We start from the raw sequence: 25,477 nt of genomic DNA on the forward strand, positions 1-25,477 counted from the left end.
TGAATTCCTCAGAAGCCGTTGGGGGCGCGGGTGTGCCAGTCGGTCACTTGCTGGTAGCGGTGCGCGACGTTGAGCAGGCGGCCTTCCTGGAAGTATGGCGCCAGCAGCTGCACGCCAACCGGCAGGCCATCGACGAAGCCGGCCGGCATCGACAGGCCCGGCAGGCCCGCCAGGTTGGCGGTGATGGTGTAGACGTCTTCCAGATAGGCGGCGACCGGGTCGCTGCTCTTGGCGCCGAGCTTCCAGGCCGGGTTTGGCGTGGTCGGGCCGAGGATCAGGTCGACGTCGTTGAAGGCGGCCATGAAGTCGTTCTTGATCAGGCGGCGGATCTGCTGCGCCTTCACGTAGTAGGCGTCGTAGTAGCCGGCCGACAGGGCGTAGGTGCCGACCATGATGCGGCGCTGCACTTCGACACCGAAGCCTTCGCCACGCGAACGCTTGTACAGGTCGGTCAGGTCTTTCGGGTTCTCGCAGCGGTAGCCGAAGCGCACGCCATCGAAACGCGACAGGTTCGACGAGGCTTCAGCGGGGGCGATCACGTAGTAGGCCGGGATGGCGTGCTGCATGTTCGGCAGGCTGATTTCCTTGACCACCGCGCCGAGCTTTTCCAGCTCTTTGACGCTGGCCTGGACCAGGTCGGCGATGCGTGGGTCGAGGCCGGCACCGAAGTACTCCTTCGGCAGGCCGATGCGCAGGCCTTGCAGCGAAGCATTCAGGTTGGCGCTGTAGTCCGGCACCGGTTCTTCGATGCTGGTGGAGTCCTTGGCGTCGAAACCGGCCATGCCCTGCAGCAGCAGGGCGCAGTCTTCGGCGGTACGGGCCAGCGGGCCACCTTGGTCGAGGCTGGAGGCGTAGGCGATCATGCCCCAGCGCGACACGCGGCCGTAGGTTGGCTTGAGGCCGGTGAGGTTGGTCAGTGCCGCCGGTTGGCGGATGGAGCCGCCGGTGTCGGTGCCGGTGGTGGCTGGCAGCAGGCGTGCAGCCACTGCCGCGGCCGAACCGCCCGACGAGCCGCCCGGGACGTGCTCGAGGTTCCATGGGTTCTTCACCGCGCCGTAGTGGCTGGATTCGTTGGCCGAACCCATGGCGAATTCGTCCATGTTGGTCTTGCCCAGGGTGACCATGCCGGCTTCGGCCAGCTTGGCAACCACGGTGGCGTCATACGGCGCCTTGAAGTTGTCGAGCATCTTCGAGCCGCAGCTGGTGCGTACGCCGTTGGTGCAGAACAGGTCCTTGTGGGCGATGGGGGCACCCAGCAGCGCGCCGGTTTCGCCAGCGGCGCGACGGGCGTCGGCGGCACGCGCCTGGCCCAGGGCCAGGTCTTCGGTGATGCTGATGAAGCTGTTGATCTGCGGGTCGAGCTGCTTGATGCGCGCCAGCAGGGCGCCGGTCAGCTCTTCGGAGGAAAACGACTTGTCGGCGAGTCCGCGGGCGATCTCGGCCAGGGTCAATTGATGCATGGCAGGCACTATCCCTTACTCGATGACTTTGGGAACCAGGTACAGACCGCTTTCGGTCGACGGCGCGATGGCCTGGTAGGCGTCGCGCTGGTTGCTTTCGGTGACCTGGTCGGGACGCAGGCGCTGGCTGGCCTCCAGGGGGTGGGCCAGTGGCTCGATGCCAGTAGTGTCGACCGCTTGCATCTGGTCGACCAGCCCGAGAATGCTGTTCAGTGCGTCAGTAATGCGTGGCAGTTCGCCATCATTCAGGCCCAGACGGGCCAGATGGGCGATCTTTTCCACGTCGCAGCGTTCAAGCGCCATGGGGATCTCCAGGGGAAACAAAGACCGGAATTCGGGTCCGCAGTGAGGAACATGTCAGCTTTCTGGCGGTCTAACGGCCGCGAAATTCTGCTGGCGTGCTCGGAAAAACAGCCAATTTAACATATTGGCTCCTTGCCCAAAATCCCTGCCATTGTTAGAGTTTGCCGCACTTTTTTACCCACGCTTTCCCCAGGGTCACTTTCCCATGTTCAAGAAACTGCGTGGCATGTTTTCCAGCGATCTGTCCATCGACCTGGGTACTGCCAACACCCTTATTTACGTGCGTGAGCGCGGTATCGTCCTGAATGAGCCCTCGGTTGTTGCCATCCGTACCCATGGCAATCAGAAAAGCGTCGTCGCCGTCGGTACCGAAGCCAAGCGCATGCTGGGCCGTACGCCTGGCAACATTGCTGCCATTCGTCCGATGAAGGACGGCGTCATCGCCGACTTCAGCGTCTGCGAAAAAATGTTGCAATATTTTATCAACAAGGTTCACGAGAACAGCTTCCTGCAGCCGAGCCCGCGCGTGCTGATCTGCGTGCCGTGCAAGTCGACCCAGGTAGAGCGCCGCGCCATCCGCGAATCGGCGCTGGGTGCCGGTGCCCGTGAAGTGTTCCTGATCGAAGAGCCGATGGCCGCCGCCATCGGTGCCGGCCTGCCAGTCGAAGAAGCCCGCGGTTCGATGGTCGTCGATATCGGTGGTGGTACCACTGAAATCGCGCTCATCTCCCTGAACGGCGTGGTCTATGCCGAATCCGTCCGCGTTGGCGGCGACCGCTTCGACGAAGCCATCGTCACCTACGTGCGCCGCAACTACGGCAGCCTGATCGGCGAGTCCACCGCCGAGCGCATCAAGCAGGAAATCGGCACTGCCTACCCGGGCGGCGAAGTACGTGAAGTCGACGTGCGCGGCCGCAACCTGGCCGAGGGCGTACCGCGTGCCTTCACCCTGAACTCCAACGAAGTGCTTGAAGCACTGCAGGAATCCCTGGCGACCATCGTCCAGGCGGTCAAGAGTGCCCTGGAGCAATCGCCGCCCGAGCTGGCCTCGGACATCGCCGAGCGTGGCCTGGTGCTGACCGGTGGTGGCGCGCTGCTGCGTGACCTCGACAAGCTGCTGGCCCAGGAAACCGGCCTGCCGGTGATCGTCGCCGAAGACCCGCTGACCTGTGTCGCCCGTGGCGGCGGTCGCGCCCTGGAGATGATGGACAAGCACGCGATGGACCTGCTCTCCAGCGAGTGATTCCGCTCGCTGTTCACGAGCGCCCGGTTTACAGGTAGTACGCACAGTGCTACCTGTATGTGCTGGGCTGGCGCCCGTTCGGGGCGCCGTATCCGTCAACCCGCAACCAGGCTGGTGCGTTGTCCCATGTCCAATGACCTCCTGAGTCGTCCACGAGGAACGGCCCATTAAACCGCTTTTCTCCAAGGGCCCTTCGCTGGGCGTTCGCCTGCTCGTCCTGGTGGTGATGTCGGTCGCGTTGATGGTTGTCGACGCGCGCTTCGACGTGCTCAAACCAGTGCGCAGCCAGATGGGCCTGGTACTCATGGAGTCGTACTGGATCACCGACCTGCCGCAGCGTGCGTGGCAAGGTGTGGCCGGCCAGTTCGGCAGCCGCACCGAACTGATCGCCGAAAACGAAAAGCTCAAGACCGAAGCCCTGCTGCTGCAGGGGCGCCTGCAGAAACTGGCGGCCCTGACCGAGCAGAACGTGCGCCTGCGCGAGTTGCTCAACTCTTCGGCGCTGGTAAACGAAAAGGTCGAAGTGGCGGAGCTGATCGGTGTCGATCCCAACCCGTTCACCCACCGCATCCTGATCAACAAGGGCGAACGTGATGGCGTGTTCCTTGGCCAGCCGGTGCTCGATGCCCGTGGCCTCATGGGCCAGGTGGTCGAGCTGATGCCGTACACCTCGCGCGTACTGTTGCTGACCGATACCACCCATAGCATCCCGGTGCAGGTCAACCGCAACGGCCTGCGCGCCATCGCCAGCGGCACCGGCAACCCGGAGCGCCTGGAACTGCGCCATGTGGCCGATACCGCCGACATCAAGGAAGGCGACCTGCTGGTCAGTTCCGGCATGGGGCAACGGTTCCCGGCCGGCTACCCGGTGGCCACGGTCAACGAAGTGATCCACGATTCCGGCCAGCCGTTCGCCATCGTTCGTGCCATCCCCACCGCCGCGCTCAACCGCAGCCGCTACATGCTGCTGGTGTTCAGCGACCGGCGCAGCCCGGAACAGCGCGCCACCGATGCCGCCATTGCCCAGGAAGAGGCTGACCGCAAGGGCACCTCGGCCCCAGGCCAGCCGGCCACGACGGGCGAGCAGGGTGCACCAGCTGGCAGCGCACCTGCCACGCCGGCCACACCAGCGGCCCCGACAGCCCCGGCTGCGCAGCCTGCAGCTCCGGTGGCCGCACCTGCCACGCCGGCTGCCGCGCCTGCCGCACCCGCTCACACCCGGAGGCAATGATGGCTGCATCACGCCGCAACAACGGCTGGGTCATCTGGCTGACTTTCGCCATCGGCCTGCTGCTCAGCGTCTCGCCCATGCCGCAGTTCATGGAAGTGTTCCGGCCCATGTGGCTGGCCTTGCTGGTGTCGTTCTGGACCCTCGCCGTACCGAACAAGGTCGGCATGACCACCGCGTTCGTGCTGGGCCTGGCCGAGGATGTGCTGTACGGCACCTTGCTGGGGCAGAACGCGCTGATCCTCACCCTCATCACCTTCCTGGTGCTGTCCTTGCAGCAGCGCCTGCGCATGTTCCCCATGTGGCAGCAGAGCCTTGTGATTCTGGTGATCTTCGGCATTGCCCAGCTGATCCAGCTGTGGCTCAGCGCGCTGACCGGCAACCGGCTGCCCACCCTGGCGCTGGTCTGGTCAGCGGTAATCAGTGCCTTGCTCTGGCCGTGGATCAGTTTCGCCCTGCGCGACCTGCGCCGACGCTTGCATATCAACTGACGGCGCCGCCGCGACTGACAGGGAGATGTCTGCATGAACCCGCTATACCTGGCCTCCGGCTCGCCCCGTCGTCGTGAACTGCTGGCCCAGATCGGGGTGCCGTTCAGCGTTGTCAGTGCCCCCATCGATGAAACCCCGCTGCCCAATGAAAGCGCCCCGGCCTACGTCGAGCGCCTGGCCCGGGCCAAGGCTGCCGCCGGCCTGGCCTGCCTCGAAGGCCCAGCTGTGGTGCTGGGTGCAGACACTGCCGTGGTGCTCGATGGTCGTATTCTCGGCAAACCGGAAAACCGCGAAGATGCCCTGGCCATGCTGGCCGACCTGTCGGGCCGCGAGCACCAGGTTTTGACCGCGGTCGCCCTGAGCGATGGCCAGCGCGTGCACAGCCTGTGCGTCACCAGCAAGGTGCGCTTCCGTGCAATCAGCGCCGAGGAAGCGCAACGCTACTGGGCCAGCGGCGAGCCCGCGGACAAGGCCGGCGGCTATGCCATCCAGGGCTTGGGCGCGGTGTTCGTCACCGGCCTTTCCGGTAGCTACTCGGCGGTGGTCGGCTTGCCCCTCAGCGAAACGGCCGAACTGCTTGGCCAATTCGGCATTGCCTGCTGGCAATCGCCCGCGCATACGCCAGAGGTAACAAACCAGCGGTAGCCAGCACTGCATACGCCATCCATCATTACCCAAGACCTTTGACGAGAGCCTGCCATGAGTGAAGAGATCCTGATCAACATCACCCCGATGGAGTCGCGCGTGGCGGTGGTGGAAAACGGGGTGCTGCAGGAAGTGCATGTCGAGCGCACCCAGCGCCGGGGCATCGTCGGCAATATCTACAAAGGCAAGGTGGTGCGTGTGCTGCCGGGCATGCAGGCGGCCTTCGTCGACATCGGCCTTGAGCGCGCGGCATTCATCCATGCCTCGGAAATATCCCAGCGCGAAGGCTCGGCGGTAGAGAACATCACCGCCCTGGTGCACGAGGGCCAGGCCCTGGTGGTACAGGTGACCAAGGACCCGATCGGCACCAAGGGCGCGCGCCTGACCACCCAGCTGTCGATCCCGTCACGCTACCTGGTGTACATGCCGCGCAGCAGCCATGTCGGCATTTCCCTGAAGATCGAAGACGAAGCCGAGCGCGAGCGCCTCAAGCAGGTAGTCAGCGACTGCATGGAAAGCGAGAACATCAAGGACGCCGGTGGCTTCATCCTGCGCACCGCCGCCGAAGGCGCACGCGCTGAAGAGATCCTGCAGGACATTCGCTACCTGCGCCGCCTGTGGGAGCAGATCGGCACCCAGATCAAGACCTGCGGTGCGCCCACGGTCATCTACGAGGACCTGGGCCTGGCCCTGCGTACCTTGCGTGACCTGGTCAACCCGAAGATCGAGAAGATCCGCATCGACTCGCGGGAAACCTTCCAGAAGACCACGCAGTTCGTTGGCGAACTGATGCCGGAAATCGCCGACCGCCTCGAACACTACCCGGGCGAACGGCCGATTTTCGACCTGTACGGCGTCGAGGACGAGATCCAGCGTGCACTGGAGCGCAAGGTGCCGCTGAAGTCCGGTGGCTACCTGGTGGTCGACCCGGCTGAAGCGATGACCACCATCGATGTGAACACCGGCGCCTTCGTCGGCCATCGCAACCTTGAAGAGACCATCTTCAAGACCAACCTCGAGGCCGCCACCGCCATCGCCCGGCAACTGCGCCTGCGCAATATCGGCGGCATCATCATCATCGACTTCATCGACATGGAAGACGAGGAGCACCAGCGCCAGGTGCTGCGAACGCTGGAAAAGCAGCTGGAGCGCGATCACGCCAAGACCAACATCATCGGCATCACCGAGCTGGGCCTGGTGCAGATGACCCGCAAGCGCACACGCGAAAGCCTGGAACAGGTGCTGTGCGAGCCCTGCCTGGCCTGTCAGGGTCGTGGCAAGCTGAAAACCCCCGAGACCATCTGTTACGAAATCTTCCGCGAGATCCTGCGCGAGGCCCGTGCATATCAGGCCGAAGGCTACCGCGTGCTTGCCAACCAGAAGGTGGTCGATCGGTTGCTGGATGAAGAATCCGGTAACGTCGCGGAGCTGGAAGCCTTTATCGGCCGAACCATTCGTTTCCAGGTGGAGTCGATGTATTCGCAGGAACAATACGATGTGGTGCTGCTCTGAGGCCTTCTGAAACGCGCCGCAGGTGGTCCGGGCTGGAAAATCCGGGGCTACGGGCCATCATGGATAAACGACCTGGAGGGCCATGGCCATGGGACGTCTGAACCGCGTTCTTGTCGCCTTGACCCGCTGGGGGCTGGGCGTTTGCGCCCTGCTGGCGGTGCTGGTGGCACTGTATGTCAGCCTCGGCCGCGAACTGGTGCCGTTGGTGGCCGAGTATCGCGCCGATGTGGAAAGCAAGGCCGAGCAGGCTTTGGGCCTGCCCGTGCACGTTGGTGCCCTGGAAGGCCGCTGGAGCGGCCTGGCACCGGTGCTGCGGGTGCGCGACCTGCAACTGGGCGATGGGGCGACGGCCCTGCGCCTGGACGACGTCAAGGTAGTCCCCGATGTCTGGGCCAGCCTCACTGCCCGAGAAGTACGCCTGGCACGCATTCAGTTGGGCGGCCTGCAGTTGATCCTGCGCGAGAACGAGCAGGGCGCCTGGAACCTCGAAGGCCTGCCGAAGAAGGACGATGCGCCGCTCGACCCCGCCGAGTTGTTGCAGCGCCTGCGCCAGTTGGGCCGCATCGATGTGTTCGACAGTCAGGTCACCCTGCACCCCTGGCAGCGCGACCCGTTGACCCTCACTTATGTGAGCGTTGGCCTGCAGGCCGGAGCTTCGCGCCATGCCCTGGATCTGCGCGCGACCCTTCCCGATGGCCAACCGCTTTCGCTGAACCTGCGCAGTCGTGCCACGCCCAGCGCCTGGCGCGACGGCAAGGTCGAAGCCTACCTGAGCCTGCCACAGAGTGACTGGGCGCGTTGGCTGCCGCCACGCCTGCTGGGCCAGTGGCATGCCGACGCCCTGCGGGCGGGCGGCGAGTTCTGGGTCGACTGGAGCAAGGGGCAGTTGCAGCAGGCCGTTGTACGCCTCAATGCACCGGAGCTGCACGGTGCCTATGCCGGGCGCAAGGCGGCCAGGCTGAACAACCTGGCGCTGGGTGCCTGGTTCCTGCGCCAGGAACAAGGCTTCGATGTGGTAGTCGACTCCCTGGCCATGGACGTCGGCAAGACCCGTTGGGAGTCGCACCTGCAATTGCAGCAGCGTCCAGGCGAGGACGCTGCCGCGGAAAGCTGGAACGTGCAGGCCGACCGCCTCGACCTCACGCCGTTGACACCGCTCGTCGATGCCCTGGCGCCACTGCCGGACAAGGTCATGGCCGTGGTCGATGGCCTGAATGTGACCGGCGCGTTGCGCAATGTGCGTCTGGTAGCCCGGCCCAAGGCTGAGGGTGACCAGCGCCTGCAGTTCGAAGCCAACCTGGAGAAGGTCGGTTTCGATGCCTATCACAATGCCCCGGCAGCCGGTAACGTCAGCGGCAGCATCAGCGGAGACCTTGGTCATGGCGAACTGCGCCTTGATACCGATGCGTTCATGCTGCACCTGTACCCGATCTTCGCCAAACCCTGGCATTACCAGAAGGCCAATGCGCACCTGACCTGGGCCCTGGACAAGGAGGGTTTCACCCTGGTCGCGCCCTACCTCAAGGTACTGGGCGAGGAGGGCAAGATCGCCGGTGACTTCCTCATTCGCCTGTTGTTCGAAGAAGGCCGTGAAGACTACATGGACCTGCGCGTCGGCCTGACCGAAGGCGATGGCCGCTACACCGCCAAGTACCTGCCCGAGGTGCTCAGCCCGGCACTCGACGAATGGCTGCGCAGTGCGATCGTCAAAGGCACGGTGGACGAAGGCTACTTCCAGTACCAAGGCTCGCTGAACCATGGTGTCGCGCCGGAAGCCCGCAGCATCAGCCTGTTCTTCAAGGTGCGTGATGCAGCCCTGGACTTCCAGCCGGGCTGGCCGCAGGTGCAGCACGTGGATGGCGATGTGTTCATCGAGGACAGTGGTGTGCGCGTCAAGGCCCAGCGTGGCGTACTCCTCGACACCAAGGTCAGTAATGTGAGCGTCGATATCCCGCATGTCGACGAGGGCCAGCAAAGCCACCTGTACCTCGATGGTGACTTCGACGGGAGCTTGGGCGATGGCCTGAAGATCCTCAAGGAGGCTCCAATCGGCACCGGCGAGATATTTGCCGGCTGGGAGGGTGAGGGGCCGCTCAAGGGCAAGGTCAAGCTCGACATTCCGCTGGCTCGCGGGCAGCGGCCGAAAGTGCAGGTAGACTTTGCCACCGACGATGCGCGATTGAAGGTTGCGCCGCCGAGCCTGGAGTTGAGCCGCCTGAAGGGTGACTTCAGTTTCGATTTGGACAAGGGCCTGAGCGGCAAGGGCATCAGCCTGCAGGCCTTCGGCAAGCCGGTGACGGCGCAAATCACCGCCGAAGGCCAGCCCGGGCAGATGCAGACACGCGTCAACGCCAGCGGCCAGGTGTCGCTCAAGGCACTGACCGACTGGCTGCAGTTCAAGCAGGCCTTGCCGGCGTCCGGCGACCTGCCTTACCAGTTGCAGGTCAGCCTGGGTAGCCGGGACAACCGCCTGAGTGTCGATTCCAGCCTCAGGGGCTTGGCCATAGACCTGCCGGCACCGTTCGGCAAGGCAGCGGCCGATACCCGTGACACACGCTTCAGCATGACCCTCCAGGGGCCGGAGCGGCGCTTCGATGTCGCCTACACCGACCTTGCCCGCTTTGCCTACGCCGCGCCGGCCGAGAAGCTGGGGCAGGGCCGTGGCGAGTTGCTGCTGGGCACCGGTAACGCCCAGGTACCTGCCGGCCAGGGCCTGCGAGTGCGCGGGCACCTGGAGACGCTGGACCTGGGGCCCTGGCAGGAACAGGCGGCGCGCCTGGCCGGCGATGACCCGGGCGGTAGCGCGAGGCAGAACCTGCAAGGCGTAGACCTGAGCATCGGCCAGCTGAAAGCCTTTGGCCTGGACCTGAACCAGGCCGTGGTGCGCCTGGCCCGTGGCGGCCCCGCCTGGGATCTGCGCTTCGATAGCAAGGAAGTCATCGGCAACGCCCGGGTGCCGGATGCCAAGGGCGCGCCAATGGTGGTGCGCATGCAGACCTTGCGCCTGCCCGCCGCCAGCGCGGCGGAAAAGCAGGCAGAGGCACAGGCCGAGGAGGGCCCGGACCCGCTGGCTTCGTTCGACCCGCGCAAGGTTCCGGCGCTGGACCTGAGCATTGACAAGCTCTATCGCGGTGACGACCTGTACGGCAGTGCGTCGCTCAAGCTGCGGCCGACCGCGCGTGGCGTGACCGCCAGCGATATAGACCTCGACTTCAAAGGCCTGCGTATCGATGGTGGCGGTGGCTGGGAAGGCGAACCGGGCAGCACCAGCAGCTGGTACAAAGGGCGCCTGGACGGCAAGAACCTGGCGGATGTGCTCAAGGCCTGGGGCTTTGCACCGACCGTGACCAGCCGCGACTTCCGCCTGGATGTGGATGGCCGCTGGCCGGGTTCGCCGGCCTCGGTGAGCCTCAAGCGCTTCTCTGGCAGCATGGACGCAGCACTGCGCACCGGCCAGTTCGTGGAGGTCGAAGGCAGTGCCCAGGCGCTGCGGGTGTTCGGCCTGCTGAACTTCAACTCCATCGGTCGGCGCTTGCGCCTGGACTTCTCCGACCTGTTCGACAAGGGCCTGGCCTACGACCGTGTCAAAGGTTTGCTGGTAGCCAGTGACGGTGTCTATGTGACCCGCGAGCCAATCGCTGTGACCGGCCCGTCGAGCAACTTCGAGCTGGACGGTACCCTGGACCTGGTACGCGACCGGGTCGATGCCAACCTGCAGGTGAACCTGCCAGTGACCAACAACTTGCCGCTGGCGGCCTTGATTGTCGGCGCGCCGGCCGTGGGCGGGGCGCTGTTCCTGGTGGACCGGCTGATCGGTGACCGGGTGTCACGCTTCGCCAGCGTGCACTACCGTGTCGAAGGTCCGGTGAAAGAGCCTAGAATCACATTTGTGAAACCTTTCGAGAAATCCCGCTAGGAGTGCCCATGAAGGCAGCTGTAATCCAGATGGTCAGCCAGGACGATGTGCTGGCCAACCTGCAGCGCGCCGGTGCCCTGTTGGAGCAGGCCGCCTCTGGCGGCGCACGGCTGGCGGTGCTGCCGGAAAACTTCGCTGCCATGGGCCGCAAGGACGCCGCTGCCATCGGCCGCGCCGAAGCGTTGGGCGAAGGGCCGATCCTGCCATGGTTGAAACGCACCGCCCGCGACCTCAAGTTATGGATTGTCGCCGGTACCTTGCCATTGCCACCGGTCGGCCAACCTGAAGCCAAGGCCCATGCCTGCTCGCTGCTGATCGACGAACACGGTGAGGTAGCGGCACGCTATGACAAGCTGCACCTGTTCGATGTGGACGTTGCCGACAATCGTGGCCGTTACCGCGAGTCCGACGACTATGCCCACGGCGCCCAGGTAGTGGTGGCTGATACGCCGGTGGGGCGGCTGGGGCTGAGCGTGTGCTACGACCTGCGCTTCCCCGAACTGTACAGCGCACTGCGCGCCGCCGGCGCGGAACTGATCACTGCGCCGGCCGCCTTCACTGCGGTAACGGGCGCGGCACATTGGGAAGTGCTTGTGCGCGCCCGTGCCATCGAGACCCAGTGCTACCTGCTGGCTGCGGCACAGGGCGGCACCCACCCGGGGCCACGGGAAACCCATGGCCATGCGGCGATCGTCGACCCCTGGGGGCGCATCGTCGCGGAACAGGCGCAAGGTGAAGCGGTGCTGCTCGCCGAGCGCGACATTGACGAACAAGCGTCCATCCGGGCGCGCATGCCGGTGGTATCGCACCGGCGCTTTTTCTCGCAGGGCGCGTTGCGGCCTGCGCATACCTCGGAGTGACTATGAGCCAGATGTTATCCACCGTCAGCGAGCAGCTCCTGGCCCCAGGCGGCTTGACCCTGGACAGCCTGCAGAGCGTGCTGGGTGAGTTGGCCGGCCCCGGCATCGATGCCGCCGACCTGTATTTCCAGGGCCAGATCTCGGAAACCTGGGCGCTGGAAGACGGCATCGTCAAAGAGGGCAGTTTCAACCTCGACCAGGGCGTGGGCGTGCGTGCCCAGTCCGGTGAAAAGACCGGCTTTGCGTACAGCAACGCAATCAACCTCGAAGCGCTGACCTCGGCCGCCCGTGCCGCCCGTTCGATCTCGCGTGCCGGGCAGAACGGCAAGGTGCAGGCCTTCCGCAGCCAGGACGTGACTGCCCTTTATCCGGCGGACAACCCGCTGGATGTGCTCAGCCGTGCCGAAAAGGTCGAACTGCTCAAGCGTGTCGACGCCGCCACCCGCACCCTTGACCCGCGTATCCAGCAGGTCAGTGTGAGCATGGCCGGGGTATGGGAACGCATCCTGATCGCTGCGGCCGATGGCAGCCTGGCCGCCGACGTGCGCCCGCTGGTGCGCTTCAACGTCAGCGTAATCGTCGAGCAGAACGGCCGCCGCGAGCGTGGCGGGCAGGGCGGTGGCGGGCGTACCGACTACCGCTTCTTCACCGAAGAACGGGTCATGGGCTATGCCCGCGAAGCGCTGCGCCAGGCCCTGGTGAACCTGGAGGCGATCCCGGCACCGGCTGGTACCCTGCCGGTGGTGCTGGGTTCGGGCTGGTCGGGCGTGCTGCTGCACGAGGCTGTCGGCCATGGCCTGGAAGGTGACTTCAACCGCAAGGGCAGTTCGGCGTTCAGCGGCCGCATTGGCGAGAAGGTGGCGTCGAGCCTGTGCACCATTGTCGACGACGGCACCCTCGAAGGCCGCCGTGGCTCGCTGAGCGTGGATGACGAAGGCACCCCGACCGAGTGCACCACATTGATCGAGAACGGTGTGCTCAAGGGCTACATGCAGGACAAGCTGAATGCGCGCCTGATGGGCATGGCGGTGACCGGCAACGGCCGCCGCGAATCCTACGCGCACCTGCCGATGCCGCGCATGACCAACACCTACATGCGTGCGGGCGAAAGCGACCCGCAGGAAATCATCGCTTCGGTGAAGAAGGGTATCTACTGCGCCAACCTCGGCGGTGGCCAGGTGGACATTACCAGCGGCAAGTTCGTGTTCTCGACCAGTGAGGCCTACCTGATCGAAGACGGCAAGATTACCGCGCCGGTGAAGGGGGCGACCCTGATCGGCAACGGGCCGGAGGCGATGAGCCGGGTGTCGATGGTCGGTAACGACCTGGCGCTGGACAGCGGGGTAGGGACTTGCGGCAAGGACGGGCAGTCGGTGCCGGTGGGGGTCGGGCAGCCGACCTTGAAGCTGGATGCGATCACCGTGGGCGGTACAGGGGCGTGATGGCTTCAGGGACCGCTTTGCGGTCCATTCGCAGCACAAGGCTGCTCCTACAGGGATCGCGTATTTCTGTAGGAGCCGCCTTGTGCTGCGAATGGGCCGCAAAGCGGCCCCATGGCGATCAGCGCAATCCGCGCTGCAGCTCGTCGAGATCGCGGATGTACTTGAACACCTTGCGCGCGGCGGCAGGCGGCTTGTTCCGGGCCTTCTCGTGCTGGGCATGGCGTACCAGCGAGCGCAGCTGCTGGCGGTCGGTGTCGGGGTATTCGTTGACGAAGCGTTCGAGGTCTTCGTCGTTACCGTCGATCAACCGGTCGCGCCAGCGCTCCAGGCTGTGGAAGCGCTCATTGTACTGGCGGGTCGAGCTGTCCATCTGTTCGAGCAGAGCGTGGATGGCATCCAGGTCCTGCACGCGCATCAGCTTGCCGACAAACGACATGTGGCGTTTGCGGGCACCGTGAGCGGTGTGCTTGCTGGCTTCGGCCAGGGCCTTGCGCAGCTCGTCGGTCAACGGCAGGCGAGCCAGGGTATCGGCCTTGAGCGTGGTAAGGCGCTCGCCGAGTTCGACCAGCGCATGCAGCTCGCGCTTGATCTGGGTTTTGCTTTTTTCGCCGTCGAAGGCGTCGTCGTTTGAATCAACCATGGTGGCAGTCCGCTAGAAATCGCCGCCATGATAACCAGTCGGGGGCCGCTTGTCCGGCCCGGTCGTAGAATGACCCTCGCCGAACGCAGAATTTGAGTGGAGAGAACCATGAGTGCAGTCCAGAGCGTAGGTCCGAAGGACCTGCCAGCATTGCAGGAGCAGGTCGAGGCGATCATCGCCGAGGCGCGCCGCCAGGGGGCCAGCGCCTGCGAAGTGGCGGTGTCGCTGGAGCAGGGCCTGTCCACCACGGTACGTCAGCGAGAGGTCGAGACGGTCGAGTTCAACCGCGACCAGGGCTTTGGCATCACCCTCTATGTGGGCCAGCGCAAAGGCTCGGCCAGCACCTCGGCCAGTGGCCCGGAAGCGATCCGCGAAACCGTCGCCGCGGCCTTGGCGATTGCCAGGCATACCTCCGAGGACGAATGTTCCGGCCTGGCCGACGCAGCGTTGATGGCCCGCGATATCCCGGACCTGGACCTGTACCACGACTGGAACCTCGAGCCAGAGAAGGCCATCGAGATGGCCCTGGCCTGCGAAGCGGCGGCGTTCGACGCCGACCCGCGTATCCTCAATGCCGACGGTACCACCCTCAATACCCACCAGGGTTGCCGCGTGTATGGCAACAGCCATGGTTTCATCGGTGGCTACGCCTCGACCCGGCACAGCCTGAGCTGTGTGATGATCGCCGAAGGCGACGGCCAGATGCAGCGTGACTACTGGTACGACGTGAACCGGCAGGGCAACCTGCTGGCCGACCCGCGTAGCATCGGCATGCGCGCTGCCCAGCGTGCAGCCAGCCGTCTGGGGGCGCGGCCGGTGCCGACCTGCGAGGTGCCGGTGCTGTTCTCGGCCGAGCTGGCCGGTGGCCTGTTCGGCAGTTTCCTGTCGGCCATCTCCGGCGGCAACCTGTACCGCAAGTCGTCATTCCTGGAGGGGACCATCGGCCAGCGCCTGTTCCCCACCTGGCTGACCCTCGACGAGCGCCCGCACATTCCGCGGGCACTGGGCAGTGCCGCATTCGACGGCGATGGCCTGGCTACCTATTCCAAGCCGTTCGTCGACAAGGGTGAGCTGGTGTCGTACCTGCTGGGTACCTATTCCGGGCGCAAGCTGGGTTTGCCAAGCACGGCCAATGCCGGCGGCGTGCACAACCTGTTCGTCAGCCATGGGGTCGAAGACCAGGCGGCGCTGATCCGGCGCATGGGCCGAGGGCTGCTGGTGACCGAGTTGATGGGGCATGGCCTGAACATGGTGACGGGTGATTATTCCCGTGGCGCGGCGGGCTTCTGGGTCGAGAATGGCGAGATTCAGCACGCGGTGCAGGAAGTGACCATTGCCGGGAACATGAAGGACATGTTCCAGCAGATTGTCGCGATCGGCAGCGATCTTGAGACCCGCAGCAACATTCACACCGGTTCGGTGCTGATCGAGCGGATGACTGTGGCTGGTAGCTGATCCACAGCCTTTACCGCCCTCTTCGCGGGTAAACCCGCTCCTACAGGTACTGCACAAGACTGAGCCTTATGCGATTCCTGTGGGAGCGGTTTTACCCGCGAAGAGGCCGGTGCAGGCACTACAGAATTTTCAATGAAACCAAAGACCCGGCCCCCGCGCCGGGTTTTTTGTTCCATCAGCTTCCTATTGAAGTGATTCTATTTATCATTTAATAATTAATATCATTATCCAGTAACCCGGCGATGATGTTCATGAAACCCGTCCTCCGCGAACTGCCCTACCTGGAAAACTGGCGCTGGCTCAGCCGACGCATCCGCTGTGCGCTCGAGCCCGACGAACCGCGCCTGATCGAGCATTACCTGGCTGAAGGCCGTTACCTGGTGTGCTGCACCGAGACTTCGCCATGGACGGTGGCGCTGACCTCCTTCCGCCTGCTGCTGGATACCGCCTGCGACCGCATGCTGCCCTGGCATTGGCGCTGCCTGTGCCTGGACCAGGCCTGGCGCCCATTGCTGGACCTGCGCAACCTCGACCGCGAGGCACAGAGCCAGCGCTGGCAGCCCTACGCCCTGCAGTTGGCCAATTGCCGCCTGCTGCCGTCGATTTCTCCCGATGAACTGATGCAAGGATTTGATGATGAGTGATACCCGTATCGAGCGTGACAGCATGGGCGAACTGCAGGTGCCGGCCCAGGCCCTGTACGGTGCCCAGACCCAACGCGCGGTCGACAATTTCCCGATCAGCGGCCAGCGCATGCCGGCCCAGTTCATTCGTGCACTACTGCTGGCCAAGGCTGCCGCGGCCAAGGCCAACGTCGAACTGGAACAGTTGTCGACCGCGCAAGGCCAGGCCATCGTAACGGCAGTCGAGCAACTCTTGGCGGGTGACTTCATCCAGCATTTCCCGGTGGATGTGTTCCAGACAGGCTCCGGAACCAGCTCGAACATGAACGCCAACGAGGTGATCGCCACACTGGCCAGTCGCGTGCTGGGTGAGGCCGTCAACGCCAACGACCACGTCAACTGCGGCCAGAGCAGCAACGACATCATCCCGACCACGATTCACGTCAGCGCCGCCCTGGCCTTGCACGAGCAGCTACTGCCCGCCCTGGCGCACCTGGTACAGGTGATCGAGGCCAAGTCGGCACAGGTGCATCAGTACGTGAAGACTGGCCGCACCCACCTGATGGACGCCATGCCGGTGCGCATGAGCCAGGTGCTGGATGGCTGGGCGGCACAGATCAATGGCGCCAAGGCACACATCGAAGCGACCCTGCCTAGCCTGCAGGCGCTGGCCCAGGGTGGCACGGCCGTGGGTACCGGCATCAACGCCCACCCGCAATTCGCTGCTGGTTTCGCCCGCCACCTCAGCGGCCTGACCCAGGTCGAGTTCACCCCCGGGCAGAACCTGTTCGCCCTGATCGGCTCGCAGGACACCGCAGTGGCCCTGTCCGGCCAGCTCAAGACTGCCGCCGTGGCGTTGATGAAGATTGCCAACGACCTGCGCTGGATGAACTCTGGCCCGCTGGCCGGGCTGGGCGAAATCGAGCTGCAAGGCCTGCAGCCGGGCTCTTCTATCATGCCTGGCAAGGTCAACCCGGTGATTCCAGAGGCCACCGCCATGGTCGCCGCCCAAGTGATCGGCAATGACGCCACCATCGCCATCGCTGGCCAGTCCGGCAACTTCGAGCTGAACGTGATGCTGCCGGTGATCGCCCGCAACCTGCTGGAGAGCATCGAACTGATGGCCAACGTTAGCCGCCTGCTGGCCGACAAGGCCATCGCCAGTTTCAAGGTCAACGAAAGCAAGCTCAAGGAAGCCCTGGCACGCAACCCGATTCTGGTCACGGCGCTGAACCCGATCATCGGCTACCTCAAGGCCGCCGAAATCGCCAAGACCGCTTACAAGCAAGGCCGTCCGATCATCGACGTGGCGCTGGAACACACCGACCTGTCGCGTGACCAGCTGGAAGCGCTACTGGACCCGGAAAAACTCACCGCCGGTGGTATCTGACACTGAGTCACGGCCCAAGCGTCAGCGGTGGCCGCGTTGGTCATCGCCCAACCCATGCCTACGGAATTCACTGATATGCCCCATACCTTGCCTGCACTGCCTTACGCTTACGCTGCGCTGGAACCGCACATCGACGCGCAGACCATGGAAATCCACCACACCAAGCACCACCAGACCTACGTCACTGGCCTCAACACCGCCATCGAAGGCACCGAGTGGGCTGAGTGGCCGGTGGAAAAACTGCTCGGCGCGGTCGGGCAACTGCCGGAAAACCTGCGTGGTGCGGTGACCAACCATGGCGGCGGGCACGCCAACCACAGCCTGTTCTGGACCGTGATGTCGCCGCACGGCGGGGGAGAGCCGCAGGGCGCTCTGGCGCAGGCCATCGACGCCCAACTGGGCGGCTTCGATGCCTTCAAGGAGGCCTTCACCAAGGCTGCGCTGACCCGCTTCGGCAGTGGCTGGGCCTGGCTCAGCGTGACCCCGCAGAAAACCCTGGTAGTGGAAAGCAGCGGCAACCAGGACAGCCCGCTGATGCACGGCAACACGCCAATCCTCGGCCTGGACGTGTGGGAGCATGCCTACTACCTGAAGTACCAGAACCGTCGTCCGGAATACATCGGTGCCTTCTACAACGTCATTGACTGGGCGGAAGTGGAGCGCCGCTACCTCGAAACCCTGAAGTGAGTCTCCCCGGTATGCGCTCCCAGATGATGTCTGTCAGCCGCGTGCGCCTGTTTCGCCTGTTTCGCCTGGCGCTCGGGACTTTGCTGTTTCTGGCAGGCACTGCGTTGCTATTGGCGCGCGGCTTCGCCTGGTTGGACCTGGCCTGGCCCGCTTGGGGCTGTGCATCGGTTTGCGCCGGATGATGGGGTGTTCACCGGCTTCGCTGAGAGAGCGGCTTTAGCCGCGAACATCGGCGCAGCCGGTGCCATGCACCGCGTTGGATTCTTCGCGGCTAAAGCCGCTCCCACAGGGTACGCGTACCGCTTGCGGATTCAGTTCTCTACGCGACAGCGCAGCCAAAAGGACTGGGCAATCTCCTAAAGGCTTTTTTGTGCAAAAAAGCTGTTCCCACACGGACCGTGCGGGCCTGCGAACTTTATTCGCCTTCGTCGAAATAATTGTTGATCAGTTCGACCAGCGCTGCCATGGCATCGTCGTCCTGCTCGCCTTCGGTATGCAGGTGCACCTGGGTGCCTTTGCCGGCCGCCAGCATCATCACCGCCATGATGCTCTTGCCATCCACCAGCTTGTCCGGCGCACGGCCAACCCTGACCTGGCAGGGGAAGCGGCCGGCAACGCCGACGAACTTGGCTGCCGCCCGGGCATGCAGACCCAGCTTGTTGATGATGGTGATTTCACGGGCGGGCATCGTGGGGCGGATCCTTGGGCTAGAGGTCGCGGTGGCGGACCTGGACGTTTTTCAGGGATTGCTGCAACAACTGGCCAAGGCGTTCGGTGATGTACACCGAGCGGTGGTGGCCGCCGGTGCAGCCAATGGCAATGGTGACGTAGGCACGGTTGCTGGCAGCGAAGCGGGGCAGCCACTTGAGCAGGTAGCTGGAAATGTCGTTGAACATCTCTTCGACATCCGGCTGTGCGGCCAGGTAGTCGATCACCGGTTGGTCGAGGCCGGAGTGCTCACGCAGCTCGGGCTTCCAGTAAGGGTTGGGCAGGCAGCGCACATCGAACACCAGGTCGGCATCGACCGGCATTCCTCGCTTGAAACCGAACGACTCGACCAGGAACGCGGTGCCAGGCTCGGGCTGGTTGAGCAGGCGCAGCTTGATCGAATCACGCAGCTGGTACAGGTTCAGGCTGGTGGTGTCGATCTTCAGGTCGGCCAGGTCTGCAATCGGCCCCAGCAATTCGCTTTCCACCCGGATCGCTTCCGCGAGCGAGCGGTTGGCGTTGGTCAGCGGGTGGCGTCGGCGGGTTTCCGAGAAACGCTTGAGCAGTACGTCTTCGTCGGCATCCAGGTACAGCACGTCGCACTGGATATGCCGGGCGCGGGCTTCTTCGAGCAACTCGGGGAAACGCGTCAGGTGGCTGGGCAAGTTGCGCGCGTCGATCGACACGGCGACCTTGGGTTGCTGCAACTCGGTGTTGATCAGCGCATTTTCCGCCAGTTGCGGCAGCAGCCCGGCGGGCAGGTTGTCAATGCAGTAGAAACCGTTGTCTTCCAGGACATCGAGGGCGGTGCTCTTGCCGGAGCCGGACCGGCCGCTGACGATGATCAGGCGCATGTTCAGTGCTCGTTCTGTACGTCCAGGACAACCTGGAACAGGGCCTCGCTGCTGGTGGCCGCACGCAGGCGATCACGGACCTCCTTGCGATCGAGCATGCTGGCAATCTGGCGCAGCAATTCCAGATGGGCATCGGTGGCGGCTTCTGGCACCAGCAGGACGAACAGCAGGTCCACCGGCGCGCCATCGATGGCGTCGTAGTCGATAGGCGCTTCCAGGTGCAGCAGGGCGCTGACCGGAGCGGAACATCCTTCAAGCCGGCAGTGCGGGATGGCGATGCCGTTGCCGAAACCGGTCGAACCGAGTTTTTCCCGGGCGACCAGTTTTTCGAAGACGTCTTGCATCTCCAGTTCGGGCACTTGTTCGGCGATGACGGTGGCGACCTTTTCCAGGGCGCGCTTCTTGCTGCCGCCCGGCACGTTCACGAGGGAACGGCCGGGGGTCAGGATGGTTTCAAGTCGGATCATGGATGAGGGGGATCAGCGGGCAGCTGCACCTTGCAGCAGGCTTTGCTGTTTTTCCTTGTGTTTTTTCAGTTGGCGGTCGAGCTTGTCGGCCAAGGCGTCGATCGCTGCATACATGTCTTCGTGTTCGGCGTTGGCAACCACTTCGCCGCCGGGAATCTGCAAGGTCGCCTCGACCTTTTGCTGCAGCTTCTCGACTTTCATGATGACCTGCACGTTGGTGATCTTGTCGAAGTGACTTTCCACGCGAGCGAGCTTTTCAAGCACATAATCGCGCAGTGGCTGGGTGACTTCTACATGCTGTCCACTGATATTGACTTGCATACAGCTTCTCCTTTGTTGCCCGTGCATAAAGAGGCAGGTCTTGCACCTGCCCCACAAACGCTGTGGCACATCTCAGGGGCTACATCAGTCGCTTGCGCTCGCTCGACGGTGCGATGCCGAGGGACTCGCGGTACTTGGCGACGGTGCGACGGGCTACCTGGATGCCTTGTGCCTCCAGTAAACCAGCGATCTTGCTGTCACTCAATGGCTTTTTCTGATTTTCCGCCGCAACCAGTTTCTTGATGATCGCGCGGATCGCCGTAGACGAGCATTCTCCGCCTTCGGAGGTGCTGACGTGGCTGGAGAAAAAGTATTTCAGTTCGTAGATGCCACGCGGGGTGTGCATGTATTTCTGCGTGGTTACCCGCGAAATGGTCGACTCGTGCATGCCCACCGCTTCGGCAATGTCATGCAGTACCAAGGGCTTCATCGCTTCGTCGCCGTGGTCGAGGAAGCCGCGCTGGTGCTCGACGATCTGCGTGGCCACCTTCATCAGGGTTTCGTTGCGGCTTTGCAGGCTCTTGATGAACCAGCGCGCTTCCTGCAGCTGGTTGCGCATGAAGGTGTTGTCGGCGCTGGTGTCGGCCCGGCGCACAAAACCGGCGTACTGCGGGTTGACGCGCAGGCGCGGAATGGCCTCCTGGTTCAGCTCCACCAGCCAGCGGTCGCTGTCCTTGCGCACGATGACGTCGGGCACCACGTACTCGGGTTCGCTGGACTCGATCTGCGAGCCGGGGCGCGGGTTGAGGCTTTGTACCAGCTCGATGACCTGGCGCAGCTCGTCTTCCTTGATTTTCATGCGACGCATCAGCTGGCTGTAGTCACGGCTGCCGAGCAGGTCGATGAAGTCGGTGACCAGGCGCTTGGCTTCGGCCATCCACGGGGTGCTGGCAGGCAGCTGGCGCAGTTGCAGCAACAGGCATTCGCCCAGGGTGCGGGCGGCAACGCCGGCTGGCTCGAACTGCTGGATGCGGTGCAGCACCGCTTCGACCTCGTCCAGCTCGATATCCAGCTCCGGGTCGAAACCGGCGCAGATTTCCTCGAGGGTATCTTCCAGGTAGCCCTGGCCGTTGATGCTGTCGATCAGGGTGACGGCGATCAGGCGGTCGGTGTCGGACATCGGAGCCAGGTTCAGCTGCCACAGCAGGTGGCTTTGCAGGCTTTCGCCGGCCGATGTGCGGGTGGTGAAGTCCCACTCGTCGTCGTCGTTGCTCGGCAGGCTGCTGGCACTGGTTTGGTAGATGTCTTCCCAGGCGGTGTCGACCGGCAGTTCATTGGGGATGCGCTCGCTCCACTCACCGTCTTCCAGGGTGTCGGCACTGGTAGTGCTTTCCTGGAAGCTGTTGTCCTGGACTTCGGCGGCCGGCTTGTTCTCGGCGTTGTCCGCCATCGGGTCGCTGTTGTCGAAGTCGTCGCCGTCTTCCTGACGTTCGAGCATCGGGTTCGACTCCAGCGCTTCCTGGATTTCCTGTTGGAGGTCCAGGGTGGAGAGCTGGAGCAGGCGGATGGCCTGTTGCAACTGCGGTGTCATCGTCAGTTGCTGGCCCATTTTTAGGACGAGCGATGGTTTCATGGCTGGGGCTTAATACCTTGTTCGCCGGCGCGCATGCGCCATCCACTACACGAGGGCGCCGGGGCGCCAGATCAAGCAAGTTTTATGCCTTAAATTGTAGCGTTTGCCTAGAGCACCGTAACACTTTACCCCGGGTTTCAGGGCGATTTGCCAGTACTCCAGGCGCGTGCCGGGCTCAGAGCCGGAACTCGTGGCCCAGATAAACCTCTTTGACCAGGTCGTTGGCCAGGATGGTTTCGGCGTCGCCTTCGGCGATCAGCCGGCCATCGTTGACGATATAGGCGGTTTCGCAGATATCCAGGGTCTCACGCACGTTGTGGTCGGTGATCAGTACACCGATACCCTTGGCCTTGAGGTGATGGATGATCTGCTTGATGTCGCCGACCGAAATCGGGTCGACACCGGCAAACGGTTCGTCCAGCAGGATGAACTTGGGTGCGGTCGCCAGCGCGCGGGCAATTTCCACGCGGCGGCGCTCACCACCGGACAGGCTCATGCCGAGGTTGTCGCGAATGTGGCTGATGTGGAACTCCTGCAGCAGGCTTTCCAGCTCTTTGCGCCGGCCGTCGCGGTCGAGTTCCTTGCGGGTCTCGAGGATGGCCATGATGTTGTCGGCCACCGACAGCTTGCGGAAGATCGAGGCTTCCTGCGGCAGGTAGCCGATGCCGGCGCGGGCGCGACCGTGCATGGGCTGGTGGCTGACATCGAGGTTGTCGATCAGCACGCGCCCCTGATCGGCCTGGACCAGGCCGACGATCATGTAGAAGCAGGTGGTCTTGCCGGCGCCGTTGGGGCCGAGCAGGCCGACGATCTGGCCGCTGTCGATCGACAGGCTGACGTCACGTACGACCTGCCGCCCCTTGTAGCTCTTGGCCAGGTGCTGGGCTTTGAGGGTTGCCATTTACTCGGCCTTCTTCTTGGGCTGGATCACCATGTCGATACGCTGACGCGGCGAGGTCACGTTGCCACCGCGACCGGCGGTTGCCACCTGGGTCTGGGTGTTGTAGACGATCTTCTCGCCTTCGGTGGTGTTGCCTTCGTTCTCGACCTTGGCGCGGTCGGTGAGGATCACCATGTCCTTCTGCGACTGGTACTGGATGGTCACCGCCCAGCCTTTCATCTTGTCTGGCTTGGCTGCGCTCTGCTGCTGCTCGAAGTAGGCCAGGTTGCCCACCGAGGTCACCACGTCGATGTCGCCGGAGGCGGAACGGGTGATGGTCACGGTGTTGCCTTTGATCATCATCGAACCCTGGGTGATGATCACGTCGCCGGTGTAGGTGGCCACGCCCTGCTTGTCGTCCAGGTGGGCGTTATCGGCCTGGATGCGGATAGGCTGGTCACGGTCATTCGGCAGGGCGAGGGCGCTCGCGCTTCCCAGTGCTGCGCTCAGGCTGAGCAAAAGGGGGAGGGTTTTAACGAGCCTCATACTGTCCTCTTACGTTAGAGAGCAAGTCCATCTTGCCTTCTTTCAAATACGCTTTCATTCCTTTGCCCGTAGTTGTGCCACCGGCGCCGTCGATTCTAACGGCTTGCTCGGTCTGCGCATATTGCTTCTGCGGGAACACGGTCATGCGTGAGCTGGTAATGATCATTTCACGCTGCTTTTCGTCGGTGCGGGCGACCCGTACGTTGTCGATCAGTTCGACTTCGCTGCCGTCCGGGTTGACCTCGGCGCGGGTGCTCTGTACGTGCCACGGGTATTCGGTACCGCGGTACAGGTGCAGGTCCGGCGTGGTCAGCAGGGTGATTTCGCTGGCTTTCAGGTGTTCGACCTTGTCAGCGGTCATTTCGTACTGCAGCTTGCCGTCGGGCAGGAACTGCACGCTGTGGGCGTTGACTGCGTAGTAGTCGATGGCGCTTTCGTCGACCTGGGCCACAGGCTTGTCGAGGAAGCTTTCCGGGCTGACATTCCAGTAGCCGATCGCCACCAGCAGGGCGGCGATCACCGCGAGCAGCGCAATGTTGCGGGCTTTCTTGCTGAACATGGGCAGCCTTACAGGTAGTTGGCGTTGGCAGCGTCCAGGGTGCCCTGGGCCTGCATGATCAGTTCGCAGAATTCACGGGCCGCACCTTCGCCGCCACGTGCCTGGGTCACGCCATGGGCGTGCTGGCGAACGAACGGCGCGGCGTTGGCCACCGCCATGCCCAGTGCGACCCGGCGGATCACCGGCAGGTCGGGCAGGTCGTCGCCAAGGTAGGCCACTTGAGCATAGCTCAGGCCCAGTTCGGCGAGCAGGCCGTCCAGCACCACCAGTTTGTCCTCGCGGCCCTGGTACAGGTGCGGGATGCCGAGGTTCTTCGCCCGGCGCTCGACCACCGGGGTCTTGCGCCCGCTGATGATCGCGGTGGTCACGCCCGAGGCCATGAGCATCTTGATGCCCTGGCCGTCGAGGGTGTTGAAGGTCTTGAACTCGCTGCCGTCCTCGAGGAAGTACAGACGCCCGTCGGTGAGCACGCCGTCCACGTCGAACACTGCCAGCTTGATTTCCTTGCCGCGTTGCATGAGGTCCTGGTTCATTCCATCGCTCCTTTACATCACGCCGGCGCGCAGCAGGTCGTGCATGTTCAGGGCGCCGGTGGGGCGGTCCTCGCGGTCCACCACCACCAGAGCGCCGATCTTGTGGTCTTCCATGATCTTCAGGGCCTCGGCCGCGAGCATTTCGGCGCGGGCCGTCTTGCCGTGCACGGTCATGACCTGATCGATCAGGGTGGTGTGGACGTCGATGTTGCGGTCCAGGCTGCGGCGCAGGTCGCCGTCGGTGAAGATCCCGGCCAGCTTGCCGTCGGCTTCGACGATCACGGTCATGCCCAGGCCTTTGCGGGACATTTCAAGGAGTGCGTCCTTGAGCAGGGTGCCGCGGGGCACCTGGGGCAGTTCGTCGCCGGCGTGCATCACGTTCTCCACCTTGAGCAGCAGGCGGCGGCCCAGTGCACCACCCGGGTGCGAGAAGGCAAAGTCCTCGGCGGTGAAGCCGCGGGCTTCGAGCAGGGCAATGGCCAGCGCGTCGCCCAGCACCAGCGATGCGGTGGTGGAGGAGGTGGGGGCCAGGTTCAGCGGGCAGGCCTCTTGTTCGACGCGGGCGTCGAGGTTGACCTCGGCAGCCTGGGCCAGGGGCGAGTCCGGGTTGCCGGTCAGACTGATCAGCTTGATGCCCAGGCGCTTGATCAGCGGCAGCAGGGTGACGATTTCGGCGGTGCTGCCGGAATTCGACAGGGCAAGGATGACATCATCGCGGGTGATCATGCCCATGTCGCCATGGCTGGCTTCGGCCGGGTGCACGAAAAATGCCGGTGTGCCGGTGCTGGCCAGGGTGGCGGCGATCTTGTTGCCGATGTGCCCGGACTTGCCCATGCCGACCACGACGACCCGGCCCTTGCTGGCCAGGATCAGTTCGCAGGCCTTGACGAAATTGTCGTCGATGCGCGCCAGCAGGGCCTCTACGGCCTCGAGTTCCAGGCGCAGGGTGCGTTGGGCGGATTGGATCAGCTCGCTGGATTGGCTCATGTCGAAAAAGCAATGCCTGATGAAAAGGCGGCGATTATAGCTGCAATGAAAGAAACCCTCACGCTTTCGATTGCCGTGGTGAATGTCTCGCCAGCCTGTCGCAGGGCTGAACGACTCGCTAGCCGACCTTGGGGCGGCGCTGTCAGCGGTGCTA

At 63.8% G+C, this 25,477-nt stretch carries 25 protein-coding genes; 12 read left to right on the forward strand and 13 right to left on the reverse strand.

All coding sequences use genetic code 11. From position 1 onward, the window contains the following. Positions 1-8: 8 nt before the first annotated feature. Positions 9-1,460, reverse strand: coding sequence for an Asp-tRNA(Asn)/Glu-tRNA(Gln) amidotransferase subunit GatA (gene gatA / locus GYA95_RS01015; protein ID WP_015269049.1), 1,452 nt, complete (start codon positions 1,458-1,460; stop codon positions 9-11). A 15-nt stretch (positions 1,461-1,475) separates the two neighbouring features. Beyond that, positions 1,476-1,763 (reverse strand): Asp-tRNA(Asn)/Glu-tRNA(Gln) amidotransferase subunit GatC, encoded by a 288-nt coding sequence (gatC, locus tag GYA95_RS01020; protein WP_003255165.1) that lies wholly within the window; start codon positions 1,761-1,763, stop codon positions 1,476-1,478. A gap of 205 nt (positions 1,764-1,968) precedes the next feature. On the opposite strand from gatC, the gene mreB reads away from it, so the two are divergent. The 8 genes from mreB to tldD all read left to right on the forward strand — a co-directional run bounded on the left by mreB (position 1,969) and on the right by tldD (position 13,100). Then, positions 1,969-3,006, forward strand: a complete 1,038-nt coding sequence (gene mreB / locus GYA95_RS01025; protein ID WP_003255163.1) for a rod shape-determining protein MreB — start codon at positions 1,969-1,971, stop codon at positions 3,004-3,006. Between the two features lie 196 nt (positions 3,007-3,202). Further along, on the forward strand, positions 3,203-4,237 hold the full coding sequence (gene mreC, locus GYA95_RS01030) for a rod shape-determining protein MreC (protein ID WP_220467601.1): 1,035 nt from the start codon (positions 3,203-3,205) through the stop codon (positions 4,235-4,237). Then, positions 4,237-4,725 carry a rod shape-determining protein MreD gene (mreD, locus tag GYA95_RS01035; RefSeq protein WP_015269051.1) on the forward strand — a complete coding sequence of 163 codons (489 nt, stop codon included), beginning with the start codon at positions 4,237-4,239 and terminating at the stop codon, positions 4,723-4,725. The genes mreC and mreD overlap by 1 nt, the downstream gene beginning before the upstream one ends. Before the next feature lie 33 nt (positions 4,726-4,758). Then, a complete protein-coding gene (locus GYA95_RS01040; protein WP_015269052.1) occupies positions 4,759-5,370 on the forward strand; it encodes a Maf family protein in 612 nt (203 codons plus the stop codon). Positions 5,371-5,424: 54 nt separating this feature from the next. Further along, positions 5,425-6,882: a ribonuclease G gene (gene rng, locus GYA95_RS01045; RefSeq protein WP_013971067.1), complete on the forward strand. Its 1,458-nt coding sequence runs from the start codon at positions 5,425-5,427 to the stop codon at positions 6,880-6,882. An 82-nt stretch (positions 6,883-6,964) separates the two neighbouring features. Further along, positions 6,965-10,798, forward strand: a complete 3,834-nt coding sequence (locus GYA95_RS01050) for a YhdP family protein (RefSeq protein ID WP_161551229.1) — start codon at positions 6,965-6,967, stop codon at positions 10,796-10,798. A gap of 8 nt (positions 10,799-10,806) precedes the next feature. Then, complete coding sequence (locus GYA95_RS01055; RefSeq protein ID WP_015269054.1) at positions 10,807-11,658, forward strand: carbon-nitrogen hydrolase family protein; 852 nt, start codon at positions 10,807-10,809, stop codon at positions 11,656-11,658. 2 nt (positions 11,659-11,660) lie between these two features. Then, positions 11,661-13,100, forward strand: a complete 1,440-nt coding sequence (gene tldD / locus GYA95_RS01060) for a metalloprotease TldD (RefSeq protein ID WP_054573148.1) — start codon at positions 11,661-11,663, stop codon at positions 13,098-13,100. Between the two features lie 118 nt (positions 13,101-13,218). On the opposite strand, the gene yjgA is transcribed toward tldD, so the two are convergent. Next, positions 13,219-13,740, reverse strand: coding sequence for a ribosome biogenesis factor YjgA (yjgA, locus tag GYA95_RS01065; protein WP_003255152.1), 522 nt, complete (start codon positions 13,738-13,740; stop codon positions 13,219-13,221). A gap of 108 nt (positions 13,741-13,848) precedes the next feature. Between yjgA and pmbA the strand changes: the two genes are divergently transcribed. The 4 genes from pmbA to GYA95_RS01085 all read left to right on the forward strand — a co-directional run bounded on the left by pmbA (position 13,849) and on the right by GYA95_RS01085 (position 17,895). Beyond that, positions 13,849-15,195 (forward strand): metalloprotease PmbA, encoded by a 1,347-nt coding sequence (pmbA, locus tag GYA95_RS01070; RefSeq protein WP_015269056.1) that lies wholly within the window; start codon positions 13,849-13,851, stop codon positions 15,193-15,195. Between the two features lie 242 nt (positions 15,196-15,437). Continuing rightward, the gene (locus GYA95_RS01075) at positions 15,438-15,839 is read left to right on the forward strand and encodes a FagA protein (protein ID WP_080604845.1); all 402 of its coding nucleotides are present in this window, start codon (positions 15,438-15,440) and stop codon (positions 15,837-15,839) included. Then, the gene (locus GYA95_RS01080; RefSeq protein ID WP_015269058.1) at positions 15,832-17,208 is read left to right on the forward strand and encodes a class II fumarate hydratase; all 1,377 of its coding nucleotides are present in this window, start codon (positions 15,832-15,834) and stop codon (positions 17,206-17,208) included. Before GYA95_RS01075 ends, GYA95_RS01080 begins: the two co-directional genes overlap by 8 nt. 75 nt (positions 17,209-17,283) lie before the next feature. Continuing rightward, complete coding sequence (locus GYA95_RS01085) at positions 17,284-17,895, forward strand: superoxide dismutase (protein ID WP_015269059.1); 612 nt, start codon at positions 17,284-17,286, stop codon at positions 17,893-17,895. A gap of 415 nt (positions 17,896-18,310) precedes the next feature. On the opposite strand, the gene GYA95_RS01090 is transcribed toward GYA95_RS01085, so the two are convergent. The 10 genes from GYA95_RS01090 to GYA95_RS01135 all read right to left on the reverse strand — a co-directional run bounded on the left by GYA95_RS01090 (position 18,311) and on the right by GYA95_RS01135 (position 25,323). Then, complete coding sequence (locus GYA95_RS01090; RefSeq protein WP_013971075.1) at positions 18,311-18,583, reverse strand: HPr family phosphocarrier protein; 273 nt, start codon at positions 18,581-18,583, stop codon at positions 18,311-18,313. 19 nt (positions 18,584-18,602) lie between these two features. Next, a complete protein-coding gene (gene rapZ / locus GYA95_RS01095; protein WP_013971076.1) occupies positions 18,603-19,457 on the reverse strand; it encodes an RNase adapter RapZ in 855 nt (284 codons plus the stop codon). 2 nt (positions 19,458-19,459) lie between these two features. Continuing rightward, positions 19,460-19,924, reverse strand: coding sequence for a PTS IIA-like nitrogen regulatory protein PtsN (gene ptsN / locus GYA95_RS01100; RefSeq protein ID WP_015269060.1), 465 nt, complete (start codon positions 19,922-19,924; stop codon positions 19,460-19,462). A gap of 12 nt (positions 19,925-19,936) precedes the next feature. Next, entirely contained in the window at positions 19,937-20,245 is a 309-nt protein-coding gene (gene hpf / locus GYA95_RS01105) for a ribosome hibernation-promoting factor, HPF/YfiA family (RefSeq protein ID WP_003255135.1), read from the reverse strand. Between the two features lie 79 nt (positions 20,246-20,324). After that, positions 20,325-21,818, reverse strand: coding sequence for an RNA polymerase factor sigma-54 (locus GYA95_RS01110; protein WP_015269061.1), 1,494 nt, complete (start codon positions 21,816-21,818; stop codon positions 20,325-20,327). 175 nt (positions 21,819-21,993) lie between these two features. Beyond that, positions 21,994-22,719, reverse strand: a complete 726-nt coding sequence (gene lptB, locus GYA95_RS01115) for an LPS export ABC transporter ATP-binding protein (protein WP_015269062.1) — start codon at positions 22,717-22,719, stop codon at positions 21,994-21,996. After that, a complete protein-coding gene (gene lptA, locus GYA95_RS01120) occupies positions 22,720-23,244 on the reverse strand; it encodes a lipopolysaccharide transport periplasmic protein LptA (RefSeq protein WP_015269063.1) in 525 nt (174 codons plus the stop codon). Further along, complete coding sequence (lptC, locus tag GYA95_RS01125) at positions 23,231-23,803, reverse strand: LPS export ABC transporter periplasmic protein LptC (RefSeq protein WP_003257918.1); 573 nt, start codon at positions 23,801-23,803, stop codon at positions 23,231-23,233. The genes lptA and lptC overlap by 14 nt, the downstream gene beginning before the upstream one ends. Positions 23,804-23,811: 8 nt before the next feature. Then, on the reverse strand, positions 23,812-24,336 hold the full coding sequence (locus GYA95_RS01130) for a KdsC family phosphatase (RefSeq protein ID WP_015269064.1): 525 nt from the start codon (positions 24,334-24,336) through the stop codon (positions 23,812-23,814). 12 nt (positions 24,337-24,348) lie between these two features. After that, entirely contained in the window at positions 24,349-25,323 is a 975-nt protein-coding gene (locus tag GYA95_RS01135; RefSeq protein ID WP_003257920.1) for a KpsF/GutQ family sugar-phosphate isomerase, read from the reverse strand. Positions 25,324-25,477: the final 154 nt, after the last annotated feature.

Source organism: Pseudomonas asiatica (assembly GCF_009932335.1).
In the GTDB taxonomy this organism is placed as follows: Bacteria; Pseudomonadota; Gammaproteobacteria; order Pseudomonadales; family Pseudomonadaceae; genus Aquipseudomonas; species Aquipseudomonas asiatica.